Here is a 25,170-nt window from a genome sequence, read left to right as displayed (position 1 = left end):
CCATCGAAGTCGTAAAGCCATGCTCCTTCGCCCCGGGCAATCGGAATGAGTGGCACTATCTCATGCTGTTTCATTTGGGTGCATGGGTGCCATACCGCCCTCAGGCTGCGTTCCTGGAGGGGAACTGACGCCAGTAGAATTTCAGAATCGATACCAGACATAGAATATTTACCAGTACATACGCGTGAATTTAGTGCAATTGAGGTTGAGAGCCCGTCTCAAATAACGCGCAAATCTTTGTGCCGGGGAGAATTAATTGAAACTGCTTGGGAAAGGGCCATGACTCGCTTCACGATCCTGAGCTGAGGTGTAAGCAAGCTAAATCTGTAATCGGGAATTCTTGAGCAGTTGAATTATGAGTATTGTCACATTCTTTTACGCGCCACGATCACCCCATCACGGGTCGGATTGATAAAGGCGTCGAATTCGGGGTCGTTAAAAATCCGCTGATTGTGCTCAAGAATTGCTTCAGTCCAACCGGGGACGATATCAACATAATTTTCCACCGCCACCCGTCCATGCCAGAGTACATTATCAGCAATATAAAGACCGCCAGGGCGAATCCGGTCTTTTGCCATTTGCCAGACTTGCGGATAATCCCCTTTGTCGACGTCGTTGTAACAGATATCGAATGAACCTTGCGTCTGCGCAAATATCTCCTGGGCGAGTCCAATGCGAAAATCGACTCTCCCCGATAAGTCTGCGGAACCGAGATACCGCTCGGCCTTCTCCTTATTGAAAGGGTCTCCGTCGCTGCAGATCACCTGTCCATCGGCGCCTACCGCTTTTGCAAACCAGTAAGCGGAATAGCCGTAGCCGCTGCCGAACTCGAATATGCGTTGAGCATTTATCGTCTTCGCCAACGTTTCGAGAAAAACACCGACTAAACGGCCGACGATGGGAAAGTTGTTTTTCTCCGCGACAACTTCCATTTCTGTCAGCACCGGATGATCAGTTCGGCTTGTCAGACTGCGCATGTAATCTTCGATGGCTGGGTTGACCGGGGTTAAAACGGCAGGGTTTAGCATCGTTGGTGATTGCATAGTAGTCATTAGCTCCTCAAGAAAAAAGTCGGGAACCTCTCTCTATTTTCCGACTGTACGCCCATCGCGGTAGCGGGTCAATCCCAGCTGGCGCTTGGTGATGCCAGAGTAATATTCGCGTCGTTTAGTGTAAAATTGCACTTCTTCCTTTCCAACCGGCTTAGCTCTCACTTCTTATTGCAGGCTATACTGATCAAGGCTGCTCAAGTCACGCGCCTGCTCCCTGGCTGTTGCCGGCCCGACAAGCAGGCGGTGAGGAACGGAGCCGCATGGCTTTGAACTCTGGTATCGCGCTGGCATTAGGTTCGAGCGATATCGTTCTGTTCGCGGAATATTCATCCGGATTTAATCGAAAACTTGAAAACGAGGCTAAGATGAACAGCACACCGCAAATTATACTGACGTCCCAAGATCTGGACCGGCTTGAAGCTTTGCTCAAGTCGCTTCCGGCAAATGCTTTCCCTGGCAAGGAAGCACTGCGAGCGGAGCTTGACCGCGCTGAAATTGTCGAGCCCGAGCAGATCCCTCCATCCGTGGTCACCATGAATTCAACCGTCCGCTTCGGCATCGACTCCTCGGACGAAGATTTTTGCCTGACCTTGGTATATCCCAAGGATGTTGACGGTGCCGGAGATAAAATTTCCATTCTTGCACCAGTAGGTAGCGCGCTCCTTGGTCTCTCTACCGGAGATGAAATAGAATGGCCTCGTCCGGGTGGCGGCACTATAAAGGTGCGGATTGTGGAAATCGTCTCTCAACCAGAACGCGAAGGAAAATTTTACCGTTAGGAAAGAATCTTCGAGAAAGAGAACCGGATATCCGGAATCGAAGCAAAAGAGTGACTGGGTGAAGGCGATTCTAAGGTGCTCCGAGATTCAAAATTGGCATGATTCTGGTATAATTGCGGGCATTTTTTACCAGAAAACCCACAGGACTTAAGCCATGAATCCGCCCCGTCCCCTGCCTGCTCGCGCCATCAGTGCCCGCTGTCAAAATACACCTTCCGCACGGACGTGTGGATCACTATTAAAGTTATGCCTGGGGGCAGGGGCACTTGGCCTGGCGTTCCATGTTTTCGCGGCGGAACCCGCGCCTGGCGGCAACACCGCAGGAACTGCGGCGGGTGCAGCGGCTCCAAAGGCAGCCGCCCAATTTGACTGGTCAAAAGTTCCCCCCGTCACCGCTCCCTCCCGCCCCGGCATGTTTACCATCCCTCCATCGGGACCGGGATACTACTCCCTGTGGGATCATGTCACTGGCAATAAGCGCGAAGCGCCGCCGGTTTCCCCCAACGCGCCCTATGCCCTCATGACCACCCCCGCGTTTGAGGCTGATTACCGGTATCTTGAGAAACCGGGGCATGAAAAGGATGTGTTTGATCCCATCAAACGCATCCCCATGGGGGATGATTTTTTACTGTCTTTCGGCGGCAGCTTCTGGTATCGGTACATGCGGGAATCCGACGCCCGTTTAACCAACACCAGCGATAATTACCATTTAATCCGCAGCCGTTTCCACGCCGATCTGTGGTTTCGCGACAAGGTGCGGCTATTTGCGGAGTTTCTGGATGCACGCAGTTTCGGACAGGGTCTGACACCGGCCCCCACCGATGTCAACCACACTGATATGCTGAACCTCTTTGCGGATATCAAGCTGGCCAATATCAAGGATGGTCCGGCTTATCTGCGCATCGGCCGCCAGGAATTGCTCTACGGCTCGCAGCGTCTGATCTCCACCCTGGACTGGGTCAATACGCGGCGCACCTTCCAGGGCGCTAAAGCCTTCTGGCGCACCCCGACATTTGACCTGGATGCTTTCTGGGTACGCCCGATGATTACGGAAAAAGACAAATTCGATAACTGGGATCACAAGCAGGAATTCTTTGGTTTATGGGGAACTTACAAGCCCAGGAAAGGCCAGCTTGTCGACATGTATTTCCTAAGCCTGGACGACAATCGCAACCGGGCGTTAGGCAGCAACAATATCCTGGGCCATGCGATCACGCACACCATTGGTAGCCGGCTTGCCGGCGATTACAATCAATTCCTCTATGAATTGGAAGGGATGTACCAGTTCGGCCAGTTCTCCAATCAGGATCTCTCCGCCTTTGCGGTGGCCTCTGGTGCCGGATATCACTTCAAGGGGACGCCCATGAACCCCCAGTTCTGGCTCCGTTATGACTTTGCCTCCGGCGACAACAATGCGAATGATGGCAGCCGCAACACTTTCAACCAGCTCTTCCCCTTCGGAAACTATTACCTGGGCTGGATCGACCGCGTGGGAAGGCAGAATATCCACGACTTCAATGCCCAGATCAACCTTCATCCGCAACCATGGGCCACATTTACTGCCCAATACCACCGCTTCTATCTGGCGAATAAGCAGGACTTTCTATATAACGCCGCTGGTGCCGCTACCCTGCGGGATGCTACCGGCCAGGCAGGCAGTTATGTAGGTGACGAAATTGATTTCCGTTTGAACCTTCACGTCAACCGGCACCAGGATATCCTGGTCGGATACTCGAAGCTTTTTGCCGGCAGTTTCCTGAAGACCGCGGCGCCAGGAGTCTCGCCGGATCTCTTCTATGTCCAATACAACATGCGTTTTTGATGGCCGCTTTGGATAGGTTGTCAGGGGATGGGTGATCAGGGAAATACAAGCTGTTCGTTACTTCTGCTCCGGCTTTTTTCTGATCAATCACCAGAAAAGCGCATAATCCCGCCCGATTGTCCCGCAAGACGGTTTAACTGCCTTGCGTACAAGCACAAAACCCACACAAGCTCGTAGACGACCAGGGCGCTATCGTACCTGCAAAAGTTGCTGGAAAATCTATTCTGGTTTATCCTTTGCGCCCCTGGCGATTCCGGCAGGAAATTCTTCAGATGGAGAGATGGCCGAGTGGTTTAAGGTACACGCCTGGAAAGCGTGCGTACGGCTTCAACCGTACCGAGGGTTCGAATCCCTCTCTCTCCGCCAAAAAAGTTTGTAAGCGATTGATATATAAGGAGTTAAATAATATAACTTGTTTTGCATACGTTTTGACCTGCATTGACGATTTCTTAATCGAAGCCTCATGGAGTAATCAGAGAAATTTTGATCTGCCGGATTGGACTCAACTCGTATCGCTCATAAACGTTTCCAATCTCAATGCTCCACGCTAGCTTCCGATCTTCGCCTATCCTGAGCGATTAGTGGCGATATAGCAAAGCCTGATACGACCCCCAGCAATTTGCATTAGAACCCTCGGCCAACACTGGAGGATACCCCTAGCCTAGCAATACTGCCACGGAAAGACGATCTTTCCGTCAAGTCGAAGCCGTTATTCCTTCTTTCCTAATCAATACCGGGTGAAGTGGAAGCGATACGCAGGTTCGTTACCAGTAGGCCCCAATTGGTTTGCGTTCGTGTGTTAGGAGTACATGGTTTGATATCGCGTTAAACTACCGACTTTCCCATCACCAAGAACCTAGAGCCGTAAAAGCCTCAACACCAACCAACGATACGTCCTTACTATTGAAAAAATGCTAAGTGTTAGTCGTTATTTACCAGCTGGTAAAGCTCCGAACTGATGCGCCGAATAATACCCGCTCCGGTACTGTCTGTTTGCGTTGAAATAATCTCTCGCCGAGAAAGTCACGCCACTCTCGACAGTCTTTTCACTTATGCAGGCGCTACCGGTGATCCACCGCCAGGAAGTAAAGCGGTAAAGGCTTTAGAGTGGCTTCGAATAACAAATAAAGATCAATCTGTGCAGCCGCTCGACGTCTTGGGCCGATTGATAGAAAATTACATGGAAATCCAGTTCGACCGGAACGCCTCTTCTGATGAATCATTTTTCAAGGACCAAGAAAAAATAGCGAAGATTCTCGGCGAATATGAACTCCAATACCTCAGGGGCGGTAAGATTCTGGGGGTACTGGGCATACCTTCGAGAACGTTGGGAGAGTTTATCCGCGAGGGGAATATTACTGCCATCGACATTGAGTTTAACCGCGCGCTTTCAAATGTCGAATTGAGTCCGAGAGAAGCCGTATCGGCCGCGAGTAACATCTTGGAATCCTTGTGCAAGCTCTACATTGACGATGAACATCTAGTCAGTCCTGCTAAGCAAGACCTGAAGCCTGTCTGGCTCATCGTTCGTAAGCACTTGGGTTTCGACCCCAGCCAAGTTGAAGATCAAGACCTTCAAACCATTCTCACAGGACTGATCTCGATTGTTGATGGCGTCGGTGCACTGAGGACTCACGCCAGCTCAGCTCATGGCTCCGGGCGCAAGAGTTACAAATTGGAACCTCGCCATGCGCGCCTCGCAATCCATTCAGCTCATACAGTTGCACTATTTGTTCTTGAATCATGGAAAAAGAAGCAGCAACGTGGCTGATTTTTAATCCTCCACCTTGGACGCGAAGTAACTTTAATCAATCGTCGTTTACATTTGGACGGCGTCTATTTTCTTGGCCGAACACCGCCGTGTAAAAGCAAGCTGTTCCCTTCATTCGACTCCCGAGACTCAGTAACAACATTGGAAGAGGCAGGCTGCCAGAATTGTGGAAGGTAGTCGAGGTAACTGCAGTCACCTACCTATTCAACCTCATTCCATTTAAATTCGCTCCAAACACTCAGTAGATGAAAGGACCATCTATGCCGAAAAAAAGAACCCCGACAGCTAAATACCTGATGGCTGAGCCTCCCCAAAAAGAAGGAAAGCTTTCCGGTCGACATCTAGAAGTTTCACATACCGTTTTGTTCGACGATATATCTGACCTCGACGCTGAGCTAGAACGATTAATGGAGCTGGGAAGCAACTTAGCCAAACATCCAGATCTTTGGCAAGCTCTGGTCGAAGAACTGGATTATCTTAAGGGCCGGCTAATCCAAGCCTATATCGAGTACGAGAGGGATTGGCAAAAGCCGGAGTGGCAACCGGAAGAAGACCTTGATCTTATGGCGTGCCTGCAAAATCACCAGAAGATGCGTGTTCGCGTGAAATTTCACAATTTCAGAGCCCCTAGAGACGAGGATGGGAATTTTCGGAAGCGTCAACGTTACCTACGCTATTCACCGGCACAATTAGCGTGCGCCAACTGCCTTTACCTTCTACTTCTATTTGAGCAGTCACCGTGCACCAAGAAGGCAATTCATGCTCGACTCAAGAAATTGGAATTTCAACTCACCCGTTATACTGCTGCCTCGCTAGCCGACTACCTCAAACGATTAGCCGTTTTCGCCTCAAGCAAAGCCAAGGACTCTTCGAAAGGCTTGCGTAAGCTTATCGCAATGCTTATTCGTGAGCATGGGCTGTTGGACAATGAAACCTTATGGAAATGCCTGAAAAGGGAATCCAACCCGCGCGAGGCAATTATGAAAAATAGCCCAGTGAGAGTGCAATACGTAGATGATTACAGTGACGACGATGAGCCGCGAATCGACTATTGGAATGGCGAGAAGCAAATGAGCTTAACCAAGCGTAGAGTGCAGAACATACTCTCGCGCCTCTACACCGGCAGCAGGCATCCACCTTTACAATATTTGAAATCAGTCTTCTCCCGAGATCCATCAATGGAATTTCCTCAGTTTTGGGGGGCAATACAGGCCGAATGCGAGGAGCGCACAATTAGAGACTTTGCATCTGTTCAGCTGGTCTGTGCAGACGATGAACAGCTTGTTTATCGTTTCAGAGTTAAGGAGTTCCGCGTAGCGAAAAGGGTCGTCTGGCACAAATTTCGTATATTTAAACGAAAAAAATAAATTTTGCAGGGTATGCACGCCTCCGAAAACGTGCATACCGGCCCTGTTATCCTCCTTTACATCAATGCGTGCTGCCCTATGACACCGCATTGTGTTTTATTAATTTACGTAAAGGAGGCGGAATGAAAAACAATCCCCAAACGATCCCGACATATGAGATTTACCGGATGGGCGCAGTAACGCGGCTCACCGGCTTGTCACGCTCGTCTATTTACCGACTTGAGGCTGCCAATCTGTTCCCAGCCAGGATCAAGCTGTCTGCATCAGCAAGTGGCTGGCATAGTAAAGACGTGCATGAATGGATATCAGATCGCCCTCTGGCCGCCAAAGCAAAGGGGGCGAAATGAGAACCCTATTTTCCGCGCCCAGTGCGCTGCTTTTGATGCTTCCATCTGATAAAAGAATTGGAATCGACCATTGCCCCTGTTTGAGCCTGCTGCAAGAAATAAGGGAACGGGAGATACAATTATGAGCGAGTATGAAAAAGTGCCTCGGGGCAAGACGCTTCTGGAAGTGCTGGAGGAAAAGCACAAATTGCCCGTTACTATCTTCAAATATACCATCTGTGCTCCCTGCCTGAAGCCTCTTTCAAGGACGTTTCGGCCTTCCGTAGTGCTTCAGGCCGCGCGTGATAACTGGCGGCTCCCAGCCCTTTTCTTTTGCCCCCTGTGCAAGACCTGCGCGGCTAAATATCACCGCGGCGGACGAAACAAGTCCACGGTGGTAAACGCTTTTTGGGAATTCATAGAAAAGGAGGCGGCGCAATGAGCCCTTTTCTACCCACTGCACTGGTTGATTTCATGCACCAGCATCAGTATTGGCCAGAACCATTAAAGCAGAGTGGAGGCGGTTTTCTTCGTTTCCCGGCAGGCAAGGAAGCCAACGGAGATACTAGCGGTTATGTCAAACTTTCCCCCGATGGCAATAGCGCCGTCTTTGGCGACTTTATATCCGGAACACAGATCATCTGGAACGTCAGAGATGAAAAAACCATTTCCTCAGCCGATCGGGAGGCTTATCGGGATTGTCTCGACGAGACGCGCCAGCAGATAAAGGAAGAGCGCTGTCGGCGTCAGGCGATAGCAGCAGACAAAGGCGCGGAGATCTACAAAAGCGCAAAAGCTCCCCAAGCTCATCATCCCTACCTCGTACGGAAAGGCATACATCCTTGTGGCGGCATCCGGCAGTTGGGAAACCAACTGCTCGTACCCGTCTATATTGAGGGCAAGCTTACGAGCCTGCAATTCATTGACGAGAATGGGAACAAAAGATTCCTCAGTGGAGGTGAAATCAGCGGCGGATATTGCCTTTTGGGCGCGCCTGTCGACCTCGTTTGCATTGCTGAGGGTTATGCTACTGGTTGCAGCATTCACGCCTCCAGCGGCAACGCTGTGGCGGTGGCGTTCAATGCAGGCAACCTCATGCATGCGGCTCTGGCCATTCGCAGGCAATACAAGGAGGCCACCCTTATTCTGTGTGCCGATGATGACCAATGGACAGAGGGCAATCCGGGCCTGACCAAAGCTACGCAAGCAGCGCTAGCCGTGGAAGGACTACTAGCGCTGCCGGACTTCTCAGAATGTAATATGAGCAGCAGACCCACTGACTTCAATGATCTCCATACATTGTCGGGACAAGACGCGGTAACACACGCCGTCCGGGCGGCAAGGAAAGCGGGTAGCTGCAAGCCTACTTCAGAACTTCGATCTAGCCCATATCCGAAGCTAGACCAGAAGCTGCAATTAGTTGGCAGCCGAGTCGAGGCAGATGATCCAGACTTCAATCCCCACGCCAAAACAAACGTGCAAGCTGCGGCAACGCCAGTGGCAATGGAGATAGAAAGGACTGGTGAGGTACCAAAAGGCAGGATAAGCCAAGTCGACGGGAGCGGCCTCAAAGCCATCAAACGGGAAGATGCGCCTCGAAATAAGAAGTCGGACGCCCCGTTGGCCCCGCCTACCATGCCGGAGGTCGGGTTTCCTCCACTCATTCGTGACATTGTCGAGGTCGCCTGCAACAGCAGTGAAGCTCATCCTGTGGCAGTCGCAGCAAATGTCCTGGCTTATTTTAGCGCGACGATCGGGCGAGTCGTCTTTCAGCGTATCGGCGATGCCGTGATCCACTGCCGGCCCTTTCCGTTGATCGTCGGCAAGAGCGGAAAGGCACGCAAAGGCACAGCAGAATCAACCGTACGCAAGATCTTTAAGCGCGTTGATGCAATCACTAGCAAACGGCGAGGCGTCGAGGAACATTTACGCTGCCATACCGGTGGCCTCTCTACAGGGGAAGGCATCGCTTGGAATATCCGTGATCCGGTTGAAGCCGACGAAAAGGGGAGAGGTGGCGATCCTGGGGTAATGGATAAAAGATTGCTTGCCATCGAGAGTGAATTTGATAACGTCCTCTCCCAGTTGCGGCGCGACAACAACACTTTGTCCGCCACTATCCGCAATCTCTTTGATGGTCGCGACATAGAACCGCTGACGAAGAACAGTCCCACAAGGGCTACCCGGCCTCACGTGTCGGTGTTAGGGCACATTACGGGCTATGAACTTCGCGAAAAAGCCACTGCAACCGATGTGGCAAACGGACTGTTGAATCGTTTCCTCATGCTCTATGTTTATCGGCCCAAGCTCGTCGCTTTGCCTCGCCCTACTTCAGAGGCGAGGATTGAGGAGTTGGCGCAGCGGGTAGCCGATGCAATCATGGTTATCACCGATGGCAACCTCCACGCTGATAATATATATGAGGTTAACTTCAGCGATGCTGCCCGCGACCTGTGGGTCGAACAATACCCGTCCATCACGCGCGATCGCGAGGGCAAGGGCGGTAGCCTGTTGGCCCGCTCAGAGATGTATGCACGGATGCTTGCCATGATCTTCGCTGCAATGGATAGCAGACTCATCATTGAGGAGTGGGATCTTCATGCTGCTATTGCCTGGGTGGAATATTGGAATGCAAGCGTAAACTACATATTCAATTGCGGAGACGATGAGGGAACGCTTGATCCCGAAGCTGCAAAGGTGTTTGAAATTATTAAGGCCAAACCTGGCATCAGCCTGAGCGAACTGCAGTCACGCTGCAACAATAAGGCTAGCACGAAGGTGACGGACGCTTTAAAACTGTTGTTGGGCCTAGCTCCGCCGCTGATTGAGGAACATAAGCGGGAGACCGCGGGGAGGCCAGCCCTCACCTATTTCGTCCATGAAAAAAAGTAAGATAAGGTAGAAAAGCACATCCATGCGGGATGCAGCAGATGGTTAACGGTAGAAAAAGGGTGAGAAAAGGTAACTACAGAAAAGACCAACTTTTTATCCGTACCTTAACTCACCTTATCTTTACCTTTTCAATTGGGCTAGAAACCAATAGCCATGCCTTTCTTGCCTTATTTCCCTTTTCCGGCCGTATACATATATATCTTCACTTGGAGAGGAAATGAGTCACAGCTTTCGCAAGGGGGTGGGTGGGTCAAAAGTCATGACTTTTGAGATGGAACCCGATTGCTTAGGCAATAATAAGCGTGCGCGAAATTGGGAGGGGGGGTAGAGAATCGCGCAACTTAATCCCGGAAGTACGTGTAGCAGCTGTCATTCGGCTGGCATGTCGACTCCCCTGTAAGCTGTTTTTTTTCGGCGGAGGCAAGCCAGGGCTTAAGTTTGAATACAGGCGGAAGCGGACCAAGGACTGTACTTTTACCTGAGGAGGTCATAAAGTACATGAAAGTACACCCGTTAACTATTCTTCTGGTCGTTGGCATCATCGCCTCACGAGCGTTACGACGCTTGCCCGCATAATTCTTCAGGAAAACGTATTCAAGCCCCCGCTCATAGGTAAAACTAATGGAAAAATATCAAAGGACACTGGCTGAGCTGAGAACCAGCTCCGTTCTTCATTGGCCAACCGACATTCTCCTCGAGGCTGGTGAGACAAGCGTACTGCCGGTCTTGCTACAAACTCAGGAAGCGTTTATAAGCCTGTTAAAAATAGCTAATAAAGACCCTTCGGCATGGAAAAATGTACTTGATAGCAATACCGAGCTGACTGGGCCACGCTTTTTGAAGCATCTTATGGTATTGACTGACCTAGGCGGTGAAGCGCTGAATAAATTACCCCCTTTGTCTAATCATTTTCCTGATGGGATAATGAGATTTACGTGGAACGGTAAAGAACATGAGTATAAATTTACCGTAATTCAGGAGAAATGCGCTTTAGGCAATTCTTCCCTAAAGGTAGACGCAAAGAGTCTCCTTAAATCTAATAGTTTAACGGCCAAAATGGTCGACGTCGCCATGCTTCTAATGTTCGGATCCACGTCAACGGACGATGCTTTGCCGGTGGAAATTAAAGAGAAATGTTGCGTAGGTGCATTAATGTCCGCGGGCGCGGACCTTGACCAGTTCGTCAGAGAAAATTACCTGCGTGTGAGCAGGCAAACAGGGGGTGCTACATCAAACGCCCTTGGTCAGTTGGCTCAAAATTTCGTAGTCAAAAGATTAAAAAACGCCCTTCCAGCAACTTGGGAAGTGATACGCAATAGCACATTACCAGGGGTCGTCCACAAGGACCTTGGAGAGGGCACCAACTTCGATGTGGTCGTGAAGTCACCTAGCGCTAAGTACTTCGGAATCGAAGTAAGCTTCCAAGTAACGACAAACAGTACCATTGAAAGGAAAGCTCGCGCGGCGAGGGAGATGCATGCAGCAGTGAGCAAGGCTGGGCACAAGCTTTGCTATGTTATTGGCGGCGCGGGGAACATCAATATTAGGGTAAATGCATCAGAAACCCTTTGTACGTACAGCCATTGCACGGTATCTTTATCTGCCGAAGAAATGCGGGTGCTTGCGGAATTCTTTTTGAGGTGTGAAGAACCTGAGGGATTGGGATGCTGAAATTCGTCGATCTGTTTGCGGGGATAGGGGGAATTAGGGAAGGCCTTAAACTTGCATTTCAACGCCGCAGCATCGCATCTGAATGTGTCTTTTCTAGTGAAATTGACAAAAAGGCGCAGGAAACCTACGAGCTAAATTTCGGCGAGACCCCAGCGGGTGACATTCGGCTTGTTGAAGAGCTGCCCGACCACGATATCATGCTCGCAGGCTTTCCATGCCAAGCCTTTTCCTATGCAGGGAAACAGAAAGGATTTGCTGACACGCGTGGAACGTTGTTTTTTGAGATTGAGCGACTCCTTGGAAATGCAGAAAACAAACCGAGATTGTTGCTCCTTGAAAATGTGCGCGGCCTTACAACGCACGATGGGGGACGGACTTATGCCGCTATTCTGCTGAAGCTGGAAAGGCTTGGCTATGGTGTCTGCTCGTTGTTGCTCAATAGCTCGAATTTCGGCGTTCCACAGAATCGAGTGCGACTCTACCTAGTTTGCTCTCTAGGTCGGGTTCCTCGATTGTCGATTAAGTCCGATTTGGGTGCACCCGACTCCCATAAATTCAAACGGTCGCTGCTCCAGGACGGGTTGTTCCACAGCAATATAAAGTATCCGCGTGTTTCAAATATTTTGGAGGAGCATGTCGATAAAAAGTATTTATGTACCCCTCTTTTTGTTGAGAGGTTAACAAGGGCACTAAAGGGAAAGCCCTTAGAAAGCTTGCATGGCGTAAGGCTGATCGACTATAGAGGGGGGAACTCACTGCATTCGTGGAATTTAGGCATGAAAGGCATTTGTGCCGAAAACGAGATCGCTTTAATGGATGCCCTTATAGTGAACCGCCGGAAGAAGTACTTCGGGTCTCACCAAGATGGGAAGATGTTAACCATGGAGCAGATCAGAACGTTTTGGCCGCATCAAGATGTTGAGGAAACACTGGCCTCACTTGTCCAGAAGCGCTACTTAAAATCGGCGGGCGGCAAATACAACCCTGTGTGCGGAAATATGTCTTTCGAGGTGTTCAAATTTCTCGATCCTTCAAGTATTGCAATTACCGTGGTCTCAAGTGATGCACATCGTCTGGGTGTCGTTCAAAACGGTGTGCCCAGAAGGATCACACCTCGAGAATGTGCACGATTGCAAGGATTCCCAGATGAATTCGCTCTCCACCCTGACGATGCATCGGTGTACCGCCAACTTGGTAACTCTGTTTCAGTGCCTACGGTAGCGGCAATCTTTGAAGACTTGATTATGAATAATGAGCTCCCGTTTGATCGGCATCTACCCCGAAAATCTTCATGCAACCTATTATGTGAAGCAAGTTAATTCTCCCCCCAATAACATGGATGTTGTTGCAACTGCGGAACTTCACCTCAAGCAAGTGAGTTACCCCTTAAGCGAATACATCGAGGCTTTAGGCCCTTGTACGCTTAAGCCTAGTTCGTCGCCTTTTGATGTTCTAGTGCAGTCAATAATCGGGCAGCAGCTCTCACTCAAGGCTGCAAGCTCAATAGGCGCTCGGCTTAAGCTCGTGGTAGGTAACGAGGAGGCTTTTGTAGTTGAGGACTTCCTAGGAAGAAGCATTAATGAGATGACTTCCGCAGGTCTCTCAAGGGCCAAATCAATATGTCTGTCCGAGCTATCCCAATTTGCTTATGCCGGAAGACTTGACTTCGCTTCAATGAGCTACCTTAGCGACGAGGAGATTGTAACTAAACTGACCGAAGTGCGGGGCATTGGAAGATGGACTGCTGAAATGTTCTTAATTTTTGCACTCCATAGGCAGGATGTGTTTTCAAAATCGGACTCAGGATTAAAGCGAGGGATGCGAAAACTATACAATCTATCTGGTGAGCTGAATGATGAGTTAATCGAAGACCTTTCAAAAACGTGGCGTCCATATAGGTCTGTTGCTTGCTGGTATCTTTGGAAGTTAGTAGACGCCGCTTGACGAACTTTGGGAAGTAATTACCCCATCCGGAGGACATGGATGTCCAGAAGGAAATTTGATACTACCCCAGAGCGATCTGCTCTAATGTCGAATATCCGTTCTAAGGGCAATCGGTCGACAGAGATGGCCATGGTCAGGTTATTAAAGAAGCATAAAATCACGGGCTGGAGGCGTAATTCTTTATTACCCGGAAAGCCCGATTTTATTTTCCCGAAGCACCGTCTCGCCTTGTTTGTGGATGGGTGCTTTTGGCATGGCTGTAAAACATGTGGACACGTTCCCAAGCAAAACAGCGATTACTGGCATACGAAATTTCAAATGAACATTCGCCGAGATAGGAAAGTTTCTAGGTTGCTTAGGGCCAAAGGTTGGACGGTGTTGAGAGTATGGGAGCATTCGTTCAAATTACCCGAACAGCTAGCGGCGAGGCTGCGACGGTATCTCACGACTAGCGAACCTGACTCATCATCGCGCCCAAGCCAAGCCGGTAGTTGACCCCGTCGGACTCCGACCTTATCGTTGGAAAATCGCTCCTTGGGAAATTCAGAGCGGCTATCGCTCAAATAAGGCACTAGAAGGGCTTAGGGTGTCCGCCTTCTTCTTGCCTTGGATAACTTGGCATCAGTGAATACGGTGCGGCGTGACGATGGGCGTTAACCCCAGTGCGCTCCACTTAACCGGTTACAAATTGGTTACATCTAAAAAATATCGCAATTTCTTAAATACAGCCCCGGTGGCGAAAGCCTTATAAACACTGGGCGTCCTGAACACGAATCGAACGTGTGACCTACCCCTTAGGAGGGATGGGATGGGTAAATAGTCAACGACTTTTAAAAATCCAATGCGATTGCTTAGGGTGAAAAATACGTGCGCGAAATTGAGAGGGGGGGGTTAAGATCAGGTATAGTAGTTTCGATTTAATCTGACAGTAGGGCCTTGCCTTTGGTGGGGTTACCCGGTTTGATAGAGGTGCGAATCTTTATCAAATTAAGCGCGAAGCGCAAGGAGTAACCCCATAAGTAGTGTTCAGCAAAATATCATCAAGCACAAGGTAGGTTTGCTTAATCTTGCAGCCGAGCTTGGCAATGTATCCCGGGCCTGCAAGGTTATGGGCTTCTCACGCGACACCTTTTACCGTTATCGATCGGCGATGGAATCAGGCGGTATTGATGCACTGATTGATGCCAACCGCAGGAAGCCTAATCCCAGGAATCGAGTTGAAGAAGCAACTGAGATGGCGGTGGCTGCATTTGCATGGAGCAGCCTGCCTTTGGTCAGGTGCGAGTATCCAACGAGTTGCGCAAGAAGGGCATCTTTATTTCCCCCTCGGGGGTACGCTCAGTCTCGCTGTGCCGTGATCTTGAATCGTTCAAGAAGCGTTTGGCGGCATTAGAGCGGCATGTTGCGGAAACGGGAGGAGTGCTGACCGAAGCGCAGGTCAGTGCCCTGGAGAAAAAACAGGACGATGATGTGGCCCGTGGAGAGGTTGAAACAGCGCATCCCAGCTATCTGGGGTCTCAGGATACTTTCTATGTAGGGACCATCAAGGGCGTTGGTCGCATCTATCAGCAGACATTTGTCGATACCTACTCCAAGTGGGCTGCAGCCAAGCTCTATACGACCAAGACCCCGATTACAGGCGCGGATCTGCTCAATGATCGAGTGCTGCCTTTCCTGGCTGTCCAGGGCATAGGCCTCATCCGTCTCCTGACTGACAGAGGAACTGAATGCTGCGGTAAACTAGAGACCCATGATTACCAGCTCTACTTGGCATTAAATGTATTGAGCACTCCAGGACCAAGGCCAATCATCCGCAGACCAACGGGATCTGTGAGCGTTTCCACAAGACGATCCTGCAAGAGTTTTACCAGGTCGCGTTTCGGCGCAAGATATACAGGTCAATTGAGGAACTGCAAATTGATCTGGATGACTGGCTGCATCATTACAATGATGACCGTACCCATCAGGGAAAGATGTGCTGCGGTCGCACACCCATCCAAACATTAATTGACGGAAAGGAGGCATGGAACGATAAAATTACAGCACTGAACAATTGAATCTGATCTTACATACCGCGCCGGTTAAATCGGGTAACTGTCAGATGAAGTCGCGACTACTACAGATCAGGAAAGGCAGCGTTTTAAGTTCAAACTAGCTTAGAGCTACTGAAGACCGAGGCCTGCAACATTCGGTTATGCTCTGTTATGATAAGCTGAAGTGTGACAGGGGCTTATAAGTTGGTGTGACCTACTCCCCATAATTAGCTACACGGTGCAGTAGATTCTGGGTTAAAAATTGATGTTGGGTCGCAAATTCGCCTGGCGTGATATTGCCAAGCGAGCTATGCGGCCGTACTGAATTGTAATCTTTTCGCCATGCTTCGATCAGGACACGTGCTTCGTGCAGGGATAAGAACCAATGGTCGTTGAGGCACTCATCCCTGAATCGCCCATTGAAGCTTTCGATATATGCATTCTGCGTGGGCTTGCTCGGTTGGATGCTGACGTCATCCCCAAAAACTGGGGCAGTTCTAAATTAGAGTAAAGTCGCATCTGGCTCCCCTACTGAAGGAGTTTGAAGCGATGAAGAGATCCCAATTTACGGAAGTGCAAGTGGCATACGCATTGCGACAAGGAGGCCGGCATGCCAGTGATGGACGTGTGCCGCGGTCTTGGCATATCCGAAGCCACGTTTTATATATGGAAGAAGAAGTACGGCGATCTGGGCGCCAGCGAAGTCAGGCGGTTGCGCCAGCTTGAGGAAGAGAATACAAGGTTGAAGCGCGTAGTAGCTGATCTGACGCTGGACAAGAGCATCCTGCAGGAGGTCATCCGAAAAAAGGTCTGACGCCGACACGCCGCCGGGAAGTTGTTCAATGGATCATCGACATGTGCAAGGTGAGCGTTGAGCGGGCGTGTCGGCTAGGCAATTTCTCTCGCGGCGGTTGGTACCGCAAGAGTAGGGCCAGGGATCAGTCAGGATTGCGCATGCGCATTCGCGACATTGCCATGAGTCGTCCACGGTTTGGTTACGAGCGTATTCACGTCCTGCTTCGGCGCGAAGGCTGGCATGTCAATCTCGAGTCCACAGGTTGTATTGCCTGGAAGGTCTTCAAGTGCGCATGCGGGTACGCCGAAAGAAGCGTATGAGCCTGCACCGTGGGCCGGCACCGGCGCCTACAGGACCAGGACAGCGCTGGAGCATGGATTTCGTGCACGATCAACTGGTCAATGGGCAACCGTTTCGGGTTCTGACGGTCGTCGATAACTGGAGTCGCGAGAGTCCGGTATTAGAGGTGGGTTTTCGGTTAACCGGCAGCAGCGTGGTTGAGGCGCTCAGTCGGGTTGGCAAGACGGTTCGCCTGCCAGCATGCATCACAGTGGATCATGGCACCGAATTTACTTCCAGGGCACTGGACTTCTGGGCTTGGGAGAACAAGGTGCAGCTTGACTTCACGCGCCCCGGAAAGCCTACGGACAACGGGCTTTGCGAGTCATTCAATGGCCGGCTACGCGATGAATGTCTGAACACTCACGAATTCGAATCCCTGGAGCAGGCAAAGCATATCATCGAAGCGTGGAGACGCGACTATAATGATCACAGACCTCACGGTTCGCTTGGAAAACTGACCCCAGCGAATACGTTAAATCTAACCAGGTCAGACTGCCAGAAACGGCCAGATTCTAGTTTTGAATCCCACCAGAATTGGGGGGACGTCACCTGCCAGAAAGTTCTACTTTTTGCTTGTCTCTCAAAAGGGGAAGCTTACGAATGAATGCCAGCTTTACACCGCGAGCATAAGCCCAAGCATCGATTGCCAGACTGGTGAATTCAGGTCCGTGATCGACCCTGATCATCTTTGGTAGAGGCCGATACTCTGCAGTTCGGTCCAATACCCGTGCCACGCGCTCTCCCGAAATAGAGGTATCGACCTCGATGACGATGCTTTCCCGGGTACAGTCATCAACCACATTCAGGCAGCGAAGGCGTCTGCCATCGGCAAGGCCATCATGCACGAAATCCATTGACCAGGCATGATTGGGTGTTTCAGGAAGTAGCAAGGGAGCTCTTTCTGTCAGACCGATCCGCTTTCGCACTGCTAATCCCGCGTTGCGGTACAGTCGGTAGATCCGCTTAACATTGACACACCAGCCTTCGCGTCTGAGCAGAATATGGATACGCCGGTAGCCAAAGCGCCGCCTTTGTGCGGCAAGCGAAACAACGCGCTCATGTAATTGCCTGGATGTGTCTGGCTGGGCGCGATAGCGAAATACGGAAGTGGAAATGTTTACCGCCCACAAGCTCTGCGTTCAGAGAACTGTCGTTCTGTCTTCAGAGCCATAACAGCTTCCCGCCGCGCTTGTGGGTTTACCACTTTCGTGAAACGACATTTTTCAATGCCGCGTTGTCAAGTAGTGCGTCAGCCAGCGGTCGCTTGAGCTTGTTATTCTCCTCTTCCAAGGCCTTAAGCCGCTTGGCATCGGAGACGTCCATGCCGCCAAACTTCGCCTTCCACTTGTAATGGGAAGCATCGGAAAAACCATGCTTGCGGCACAACTCCACCACAGCCATGCCCGCATCCGCTTCCTTCAAAAATCCAATAATCTGCTCCACGCTAATTCGCTTCTTCATGGTCCACTCCTTTTTAAGAATCGGACTCTACTACGTTATGAAGCTAATGAAAGGGGCAGGTCATATCAGCTGCCGACCTATAAAGACGGTTAACCTGCATGCCAAGCTGGCTGAATGGAAGGCTTTCTATAACTCTCACAGGCCTAAGGGCAGCTTGGGCGGGAAAATACTGTGCGAGCGTCTAGTCGAAAAAATGCGATAGTTTTATCGGTCAGCCGAGGTTGTTATCATCACAACTAATTCACTGACCCGGCTGCTTTTAATTCTCGGAGCGATCCATCTGCACCTGCTATTGTCGTGTTGCCATTGTCTTTAATAATTGTGCGTCCGCAACGGCCCGCGCTTCTTGGCAAGACAGTGCCAACCTTCTCGACGCCGTATTGGTCAACACAACTGACGTCAGGCACCCACTTCTCTGTTGCCGAGACAGATGCCGAGACTTTTCCACTTGGGACATGGAGGACCCAGACCCCCTTTTTGCTAACAAAAGTAGCATACTTAAGATTTGGGGAGACAATAACAAATCTAAGATCGAACGAATTAGGGTCATTTCTGAAACCAGGAACAGTACCTATTCGTTTCTTCTCACGCTTATCAATATTTAAGAGCGATACTTCTCCGTTGTCGCTCCAAAGCAAGATGCGCTGACTATCAAGTGGTTGAATAGCAGCGAGTTGGTAAAATCCAGGAATCGATGTGCGGAAAACCCACTTAGTATCCTGTACTCGGTCATAAATCCACAACTCCTTAGCCTCACTTAGCACTGCCAGCAGACTGCTGGAATTATTAAATGCTACTTCTCCAGTGGCGGGGCTAGGGCCGGACCCGCCAGCATTACCTCCGCTAGCTGGAGTTTTCAGATTATCGAATGAAGTTAAACGGGTAACATCTATCAGATAAAATGTTTCATGGTCCATATAGCGGACGTCTTGAAGATAAAAATAACGTTGGTCAGGTGAGTTCAGCCAGGCACCTCCCTCTCCATGGTATAAACGGCCAAAACAATCGTTCTCTGGCCACTCGAGCTTACGGCGCGGATTAGACGCTTTCATGTTTTTTTGCTCATCGTCGTCTAAAGCCCACTCTGGTACACGACCTGGTCCACGGCAAAGCGCAAACACGCCATATTGTGCACCTCCACTGTATCTGCCCAACGTATACTGATAGGGCCCTATCTTGAATCGGAAGGCAATCTCATCAAGCTCTTGTGGAATTTCTGAGCCAATAGCATTGGAATGATGAGATTGCATAAACAGTATCGCTATCACCGCAAACGCTTGTCGGATGCTCATTTTCACTTTGTTTCTCCGTTTTTCTCTACGACAGCCAGAATTCTTTCCCCACAGGCAAGGGTAATACCTTTATCCGCAACGTCAAAAAACTCCATCCAGCGCCCTGGATACCGTGTCTGCCAAACGTAATTTAGCTTTCGATTCGAATTAAACTTAAACGTAAATTGCTTGATACGCTTAAGGTCTTGAGTAGCGATACCTAAGTGCATACAATCTGGACTTAGCAAAAGCCCCTCACCCCGTTTATCTTCCTCTAATTCATTCCAAGCAATACCGATATGCTTATTGACTGGATCAACTACGGCTATTGCATTCTCAGCACCACCAGCAGATGATGATTGCTTTACTAGTCCAATAACATAAATACTTGATGACATCCGAATGATAGGTCCCTCAAAATCGAACGTATATTCGTCTGCGATATCTACTTCCCCGAGAATCGCGTGCATCAGAGGGAGTTTGTACACTCCAATAACACTTTGATTGTCACGCCCTAAAACTATCACATGTTGATTTTCTATATCGACTGCGTAATTTACATCATCCAGTATGGCTGAATGTTGCAGACTCTCTTCCCATTTGATAAAACTTTTATCTTGCCATCGGATTACAGCATGAGATGGCGCATTACGGACCTTTTCTCCAAAGTCAATAATTTCATTCCGTCTTGGTTCAATCCCCGCGCTACTAAGCAAAATCTTATGCCCTTCTATTGTACGTTCTCTTTTCAGATATGACATTCCTGTGGTAAGGATAATGAGGCCCAATATAGTGAGCATTACGTATCTGATCTTTGAATTTTTCTTTCGAATGTTTTCGCGATTTCTCAATACACTAAAATCTACACCGAGAAGACCTGATATCAACCTAATCATCTCTTGCTGGCGATCTTTATTCGTAGTTCGTATATCTACTGCTAGCGGCTCATCCTCAAGTTGAAGCGATCGAGGAATTAGCGCACTGATGCGAGAAGATGGACTTAACTCTCCAGCCACAATTGCGCAATGGATCTTAGTTTCTCGGCCGAGAGACTTATAAAAGTGAATTTCCTTATTGACCCATTCCGAGTCGACCACATTAGGTGAGCAAACTACCAAAAGATATTGAGAATTTGAAAGCGCCTCCCGAATGGATTTCGTCAAACCGGAAGAAGAGGGCAATTCTTGACGATCAATAAAGATTGGGTAAAGACGTTTTGGAAGTAAATATCCATCGATAGACTTAAGACCTACTAATTCGGTCGGCACCTGATACTTCTCCAACCGATCATGCAATTTCGACGCCAATTCCCTGTCTCGGTGGCTATAGCTAATAAACGCCCAATACTTAAATGCTTTGTTTCTATCGTTGGTATCGGCAACCTTGGAAGAGATAGAAGAGTCAAAATTCATAAAATATCCTTGTTTAAGGCTTAGAAAATCGGACCCACTATGGTTTTTTGTAGCCGGTTTGAAAGTGAATCTCCAGGTCGCTTGATCCGCTTGGGTTTTCAGGGCCATTCCGAGCATTAGTTTTCGGCGTTAGTTAAACCGGGGCAGGGCTTGAAAGGCCCGCCCAGCGTACAAATTCAGCTGGCGCCAAGTCGTTGAGAGTCGAGTGAGGCCGACTCTCGTTGTAGTCCCGCCTCCACTCCTCGATGGTCGCTTTTGTCTCTTCCAGCGTTTCAAGCCAGTGCAAGTTCAGGCATCCATCGCGGAATGATCGATTAAACGTCTCAATGTGGCAATTTTCCGTTGGCTTTCCAAGCCGACTGAAGTCGATCTGTACCCGCTGATGGTACGCCCAAAGATCGAGCAACTGCCCGAGAATTCGCTGCCGTTATCGACAAAAAGATATTGGGGAGGACACCGGCGCGCCGCCAATCGGTTTAAAGCGGCGACCACATGTTCCTTCGCAAGCGTTGACTCACTTCGATCGCCAGCGCTTGCCTGCTGAAGACATCGACAATGGTCAACGTACGAAACTTCATGCCATTGGCCAACTGATCGGCCACGAAGTCCATACTCCATGCTTCGTTGGGTTTGCTCAGCTTTATCTTTGCTTGGCGTGTCACGACCATCTTGCGGCGCTTGGGCAGTTTCGAGCGAAGCTGCAGTTGCTCTTCGCTATAAAGCCGATACGCCTGGTTTTTACCTAGCTGCCAGCCTTCACGCTTGAGAAGCACGTGGATTCGCCGGTAGCCATAACGCGCTCGTGTCTTTGCAATCTCCCGCATACGCCCTCTTAATGCCTGCTTCCGATCCTTGACGCTCTGATAGTACTGGACGCTGCGCGATTGCTTCATCAACCTGCAGGCCCGCCGCATGTTCAAGTCATGGTGGCTCACGATGTAGTCCACCATCTGCAACGCGAGGAGGTGGTCAAGGCGAACGCCGGCAACCATATCTGGCGGACGGACCTCATTAAGACGCTTCTTAATCTAGCAGCCTTAAGACGCCGAGCGGAAACCGCAAGCTTGCGTAAGCGAGCATGTGAACACCTGATGATATTGGAAAGCAGGGGGACGCTTAAGGAACAAGGAGAGCTACCGTCATTAGAATGCGGCAAGTTCTGATCCAATACCTTTAGATTCATATCTGCATTATTTCCATATACATGTGATGTATGGGGAATTACAATGCATCGACACCCTAGTCTATCCACCAGAGTATTTCGACCGATTCGAAGTACTGTGATTCTTGCTTGGACCCTAAATGAGCGCTTGGAATTGGGTGAAACGATTTAGTTTACGACAAAGTGATTGTTGATCACTTTCGCTGCGTTGGAGAAAATATGGATAAAGCAAAGCCGCGCGCCAAGCGTGTTTTTGTAAGTGTTCCACGAGACCATAATCTCTTGGAGGCACAGAGGACGTTCAAGCACGCAATACTAAAAATTTACGCGACGCAGGCATCGAGCCTCAAGAATTTCAGGTGTCCGGATTACCACTGCGGTCGCCTTATACCTTTGATGCCGTAAGAAACATTATGGCTCGCTGCCACGGCGTTCTCATTCTGGCATTTGCTCGTTGGCATGATAAGTCAGCAATAGATGGTCCGGCCATCCCAACGGTTTGGCATCCAAGACGTGTCTTGGTGCCATAATGCTGCTGACAAAGGATGACGAGTTTTTCGGCGAGGAAAATTTCGCAGCACCTAGAGATAATGTGATATTCGAAATGGGTATGTTCATGGAGGCGAAGGGCCGGGAGCGTGTTCTCGTAGTGAGGGAAGCCGGAGCAAAAATGCCAGCGGATATCGGAGGAGGAATATACCTATCCCTACGAGATAGAAATGATATTACTTCTATTCACTTGCGCCTGCTCGATTTCATACAAAAACGGATTTGAATCTGGGGCGATCTGAAAGGTATTTTCTAACTTTTAACGACTCCAGTGGACAGTTTTGATAAATTGCGCTGTTTTCCCGGAATTGTCTCTAAATATATGCTCGCAAACAAACGGTTCCTGCAAACTGAAAAAATTTCCTTATGCTCGGTGCCAAGCCTCCTATGGTTAATGAAGGTTGAGATTGCCCAGGCCAAGCACTGCGCAGCACCCAAAACAAGGAGCGAGAGAATAGGTAGAAACTCACGCAAATTGACGTAGCTAGCCATTCCAAACAATCATATAACAGCCTGGCCCAAGACCTTCTCTCCATGAAACCCCACGCTTTTGTCGCCATGCCCTTTGGCAGCAAGCCCGGTCTGGACGGACGATTGATCGATTTCAATTCAGTATATTCGGCGTACATCCGTCCAGCGCTGGAAGCGGCGGATATGGAAGTCTTCCGCGCCGATGAGGAACAGCGCGCTGGCGACATCATCACCGACATGTTCCAGGAATTGCTGATCGCCGACCTGGTCGTTGCCGACCTCACCATCGACAATCCCAATGTCTGGTACGAACTTGGTGTGCGGCACGCCCTGCGAGCGCGCGGCATTATACTAGTCTGTGGCGGCCGAGTTACCACTGCTTTCGATCTCTACACTGAGCGCAAGCTGCGTTATAACCTGTTGGATGGCAAGCTCGACCCAGCGACCCTGGAGGCCGACAGGCTCAGCCTCGCGAAGATGGTCGAAGCCACCATGGCCTCCTGGCACGAGCGCAAGGAAAGTCCTGTTTATCACTTGCTTCCAAATCTGCAGGAACCGGACTGGAAGTCCCTGCGGGTAGGCAATGTACGGGAATTCTGGCAGCAGCATGATGCCTGGGAAAACCGTATCTCTCTCGCATGCTCGACCCGGCATATCGGTGATCTGCTCCTCCTGGCTGATGAAGCCCCCATTGCCGCCTTCCGTGCAGAAGCACGGATAAAGGCGGGAGAAGCCTTGCGCAAGGCAGGCCGGTTCTGCTTTGCGCTGGAACAGCTGGAGCGCGGGCTGGCGGTTGAGCCGGAAAACCTCAACGGTCTGCGGGAAAAGGGCCTGTGCCTGCAAAGGCTGGCGCTGGCGGGCGAGCCAAGCCATTCGCTGGATCGTGCAAGGCTTCATTATCGTCAGGTGTTGAAGAAATATCCCAATGATGCGGAGATTTGGGCATTGCTGGGGCGGATCGACAAGGATGGCTGGATCAAGAAATGGCGACGCCTCGGAAGAACTTCGGAACAAATGGTCGACGATGCCGCTTATGAGGATGCCCTGCTAAGCGCTGCCATCGACAGTTATGCGAGAGGCTTCAAACATGATCCGCGCCACTATTTCTCAGGTATCAATGCCCTTACCCTGATGCATCTCTACCGGCATTTGACCGGTGAGGATCGCTACGACCATACAATGCAGATAATGGCAGGGGCCGTGCGCTTCGCCGCGGAATGCGAGACCGACCCCGGCCAGTTGTATTGGGCGAAAGCGACACTCGGTGATCTTGATGTGCTGGAGGCCATGCCGGCATTGGTCCGGAAAGCCTACAAGGAAGCCATTGCTATAAGCGACAACAACTGGTTTTACCTCGACTCAGCTTGCGCGCAATTGAGAATGCTGAAGGATCTGGGCTTTCGCCTGGAGGCGGTGGATGCGGGCATTGCTACCTTTGAGCGTGTTTTGAGTGAGCTTGATGAGCCAGAAAAGAACTGGCAGCCACGGCAGGTGTTTCTCTTCAGCGGCCACAGGGTTGATGAGCCAGGACGTAAAACCGCGCGCTTTCCGCAAGCCAAGGCAGAGGTTGCGGCACAAAAAATCGATGAAGCACTCGATGAACTCGGAGCAGGACCGGATGACCTTGCTCTTGCCCAAGGGGCAAGCGGCGGGGACATCCTGTTCCTGGAAGCATGCAAAAAACGCGGGGTGCGCCTGCAACTTATGCTGCCCTTTCCGGAACCAGACTTCATCCGGAAATCGATTCTCCCTTCCGAGGAAGGCGAGGAATGGAGGAAGCGCTACTACGATCTGACATCAAGCCTAACACCACCTCCTCGCATCCTCCCCGACGAACTAGGGCCGCCGCCCAAGGGTGTAGACCCTTACGAGCGTTGCAACCTGTGGCTGCTCTACACCGCTCTCTCATACGGCATCAAGAAAGTGCAATTCATCTGCCTGTGGGATGGCAACAAAGGCGACGGACGTGGTGGAACCGCGCACATGTATGAAGAGGTCGAGAGCAGGACCGGGCAGACGACATGGATCAAAATGAAAGATCTCGGGTAA

16 protein-coding genes, 1 tRNA gene and 6 pseudogenes are annotated in these 25,170 nt (G+C 50.3%); 16 read left to right on the top strand and 7 right to left on the bottom strand.

The features are described from left to right. Both BLP45_RS14990 and BLP45_RS10690 read right to left on the bottom strand, forming a co-directional pair. Positions 1 to 161, bottom strand: a pseudogene (locus tag BLP45_RS14990) (adenosylmethionine--8-amino-7-oxononanoate aminotransferase BioA); the annotation flags it as partial. A gap of 204 nt (positions 162 to 365) precedes the next feature. Next, on the bottom strand, positions 366 to 1,052 hold the full coding sequence (locus BLP45_RS10690) for an O-methyltransferase (RefSeq protein ID WP_090372458.1): 687 nt from the start codon (positions 1,050 to 1,052) through the stop codon (positions 366 to 368). Positions 1,053 to 1,312: 260 nt separating this feature from the next. Between BLP45_RS10690 and rnk the strand changes: the two genes are divergently transcribed. The 13 genes and pseudogenes from rnk (at position 1,313) to BLP45_RS10625 (ending at position 15,681) form a co-directional block, all read left to right on the top strand. Further along, on the top strand, positions 1,313 to 1,831 hold the full coding sequence (gene rnk / locus BLP45_RS10685; RefSeq protein ID WP_371128752.1) for a nucleoside diphosphate kinase regulator: 519 nt from the start codon (positions 1,313 to 1,315) through the stop codon (positions 1,829 to 1,831). Between the two features lie 154 nt (positions 1,832 to 1,985). Beyond that, complete coding sequence (locus BLP45_RS10680; protein WP_090372456.1) at positions 1,986 to 3,653, top strand: alginate export family protein; 1,668 nt, start codon at positions 1,986 to 1,988, stop codon at positions 3,651 to 3,653. A 274-nt stretch (positions 3,654 to 3,927) separates the two neighbouring features. Further along, positions 3,928 to 4,019: transfer RNA gene (locus BLP45_RS10675), tRNA-Ser, on the top strand. An 814-nt stretch (positions 4,020 to 4,833) separates the two neighbouring features. Next, positions 4,834 to 5,424 carry an abortive infection family protein gene (locus tag BLP45_RS10670; protein WP_218117987.1) on the top strand — a complete coding sequence of 197 codons (591 nt, stop codon included), beginning with the start codon at positions 4,834 to 4,836 and terminating at the stop codon, positions 5,422 to 5,424. A gap of 260 nt (positions 5,425 to 5,684) precedes the next feature. After that, positions 5,685 to 6,791: a hypothetical protein gene (locus BLP45_RS10665; protein ID WP_090372452.1), complete on the top strand. Its 1,107-nt coding sequence runs from the start codon at positions 5,685 to 5,687 to the stop codon at positions 6,789 to 6,791. Between the two features lie 122 nt (positions 6,792 to 6,913). Beyond that, positions 6,914 to 7,138 carry a helix-turn-helix transcriptional regulator gene (locus BLP45_RS10660; RefSeq protein WP_218117986.1) on the top strand — a complete coding sequence of 75 codons (225 nt, stop codon included), beginning with the start codon at positions 6,914 to 6,916 and terminating at the stop codon, positions 7,136 to 7,138. A gap of 121 nt (positions 7,139 to 7,259) precedes the next feature. Continuing rightward, complete coding sequence (locus BLP45_RS10655) at positions 7,260 to 7,559, top strand: hypothetical protein (RefSeq protein ID WP_090372451.1); 300 nt, start codon at positions 7,260 to 7,262, stop codon at positions 7,557 to 7,559. After that, complete coding sequence (locus BLP45_RS10650) at positions 7,556 to 10,009, top strand: DUF3987 domain-containing protein (protein WP_090372449.1); 2,454 nt, start codon at positions 7,556 to 7,558, stop codon at positions 10,007 to 10,009. The genes BLP45_RS10655 and BLP45_RS10650 overlap by 4 nt, the downstream gene beginning before the upstream one ends. Before the next feature lie 621 nt (positions 10,010 to 10,630). Then, entirely contained in the window at positions 10,631 to 11,680 is a 1,050-nt protein-coding gene (locus BLP45_RS10645) for a hypothetical protein (protein ID WP_090372447.1), read from the top strand. Further along, the gene (dcm, locus tag BLP45_RS10640) at positions 11,674 to 12,999 is read left to right on the top strand and encodes a DNA (cytosine-5-)-methyltransferase (RefSeq protein ID WP_090372445.1); all 1,326 of its coding nucleotides are present in this window, start codon (positions 11,674 to 11,676) and stop codon (positions 12,997 to 12,999) included. The genes BLP45_RS10645 and dcm overlap by 7 nt, the downstream gene beginning before the upstream one ends. Next, positions 12,944 to 13,624 carry a DNA-3-methyladenine glycosylase family protein gene (locus tag BLP45_RS10635; RefSeq protein ID WP_176754727.1) on the top strand — a complete coding sequence of 227 codons (681 nt, stop codon included), beginning with the start codon at positions 12,944 to 12,946 and terminating at the stop codon, positions 13,622 to 13,624. Before dcm ends, BLP45_RS10635 begins: the two co-directional genes overlap by 56 nt. A 39-nt stretch (positions 13,625 to 13,663) precedes the next feature. Then, positions 13,664 to 14,119: a very short patch repair endonuclease gene (locus BLP45_RS10630; protein ID WP_090372442.1), complete on the top strand. Its 456-nt coding sequence runs from the start codon at positions 13,664 to 13,666 to the stop codon at positions 14,117 to 14,119. 541 nt (positions 14,120 to 14,660) lie between these two features. Continuing rightward, positions 14,661 to 15,681 (top strand): annotated as a pseudogene (locus BLP45_RS10625) (IS481 family transposase). A 190-nt stretch (positions 15,682 to 15,871) separates the two neighbouring features. On the opposite strand, the pseudogene BLP45_RS10620 reads toward BLP45_RS10625, so the two are convergent. After that, positions 15,872 to 16,123 (bottom strand): annotated as a pseudogene (locus tag BLP45_RS10620) (transposase); the annotation flags it as partial. Positions 16,124 to 16,206: 83 nt separating this feature from the next. On the opposite strand from BLP45_RS10620, the pseudogene BLP45_RS10615 reads away from it, so the two are divergent. Further along, positions 16,207 to 17,270 (top strand): annotated as a pseudogene (locus BLP45_RS10615) (IS3 family transposase); the annotation flags it as partial. A gap of 151 nt (positions 17,271 to 17,421) precedes the next feature. Here the strand turns inward: BLP45_RS10615 and BLP45_RS14985 are convergent. The 4 genes and pseudogenes from BLP45_RS14985 to BLP45_RS14980 all read right to left on the bottom strand — a co-directional run. After that, positions 17,422 to 18,256 (bottom strand): annotated as a pseudogene (locus tag BLP45_RS14985) (IS3 family transposase); the annotation flags it as partial. A 236-nt stretch (positions 18,257 to 18,492) separates the two neighbouring features. Continuing rightward, the gene (locus BLP45_RS10600; RefSeq protein ID WP_143002436.1) at positions 18,493 to 19,554 is read right to left on the bottom strand and encodes a hypothetical protein; all 1,062 of its coding nucleotides are present in this window, start codon (positions 19,552 to 19,554) and stop codon (positions 18,493 to 18,495) included. Further along, positions 19,551 to 20,939 carry a toll/interleukin-1 receptor domain-containing protein gene (locus BLP45_RS10595; protein WP_176754726.1) on the bottom strand — a complete coding sequence of 463 codons (1,389 nt, stop codon included), beginning with the start codon at positions 20,937 to 20,939 and terminating at the stop codon, positions 19,551 to 19,553. The genes BLP45_RS10600 and BLP45_RS10595 overlap by 4 nt, the downstream gene beginning before the upstream one ends. Positions 20,940 to 21,072: 133 nt before the next feature. Then, positions 21,073 to 21,901, bottom strand: a pseudogene (locus BLP45_RS14980) (IS3 family transposase); the annotation flags it as partial. A 699-nt stretch (positions 21,902 to 22,600) separates the two neighbouring features. Here BLP45_RS14980 and BLP45_RS10580 point away from each other — a divergent pair. Then, a complete protein-coding gene (locus BLP45_RS10580; protein WP_256327785.1) occupies positions 22,601 to 22,876 on the top strand; it encodes a TIR domain-containing protein in 276 nt (91 codons plus the stop codon). Between the two features lie 308 nt (positions 22,877 to 23,184). Next, positions 23,185 to 25,170 carry a TRAFs-binding domain-containing protein gene (locus BLP45_RS10575; RefSeq protein WP_090372426.1) on the top strand — a complete coding sequence of 662 codons (1,986 nt, stop codon included), beginning with the start codon at positions 23,185 to 23,187 and terminating at the stop codon, positions 25,168 to 25,170.

It is taken from the genome of Nitrosospira sp. Nl5, from assembly GCF_900102495.1.
GTDB lineage: Bacteria > Pseudomonadota > Gammaproteobacteria > Burkholderiales > Nitrosomonadaceae > Nitrosospira.
The sequence above is the reverse complement of the archived record's forward strand: the minus strand, read 5'-3'. Positions and strand labels throughout refer to the sequence as shown.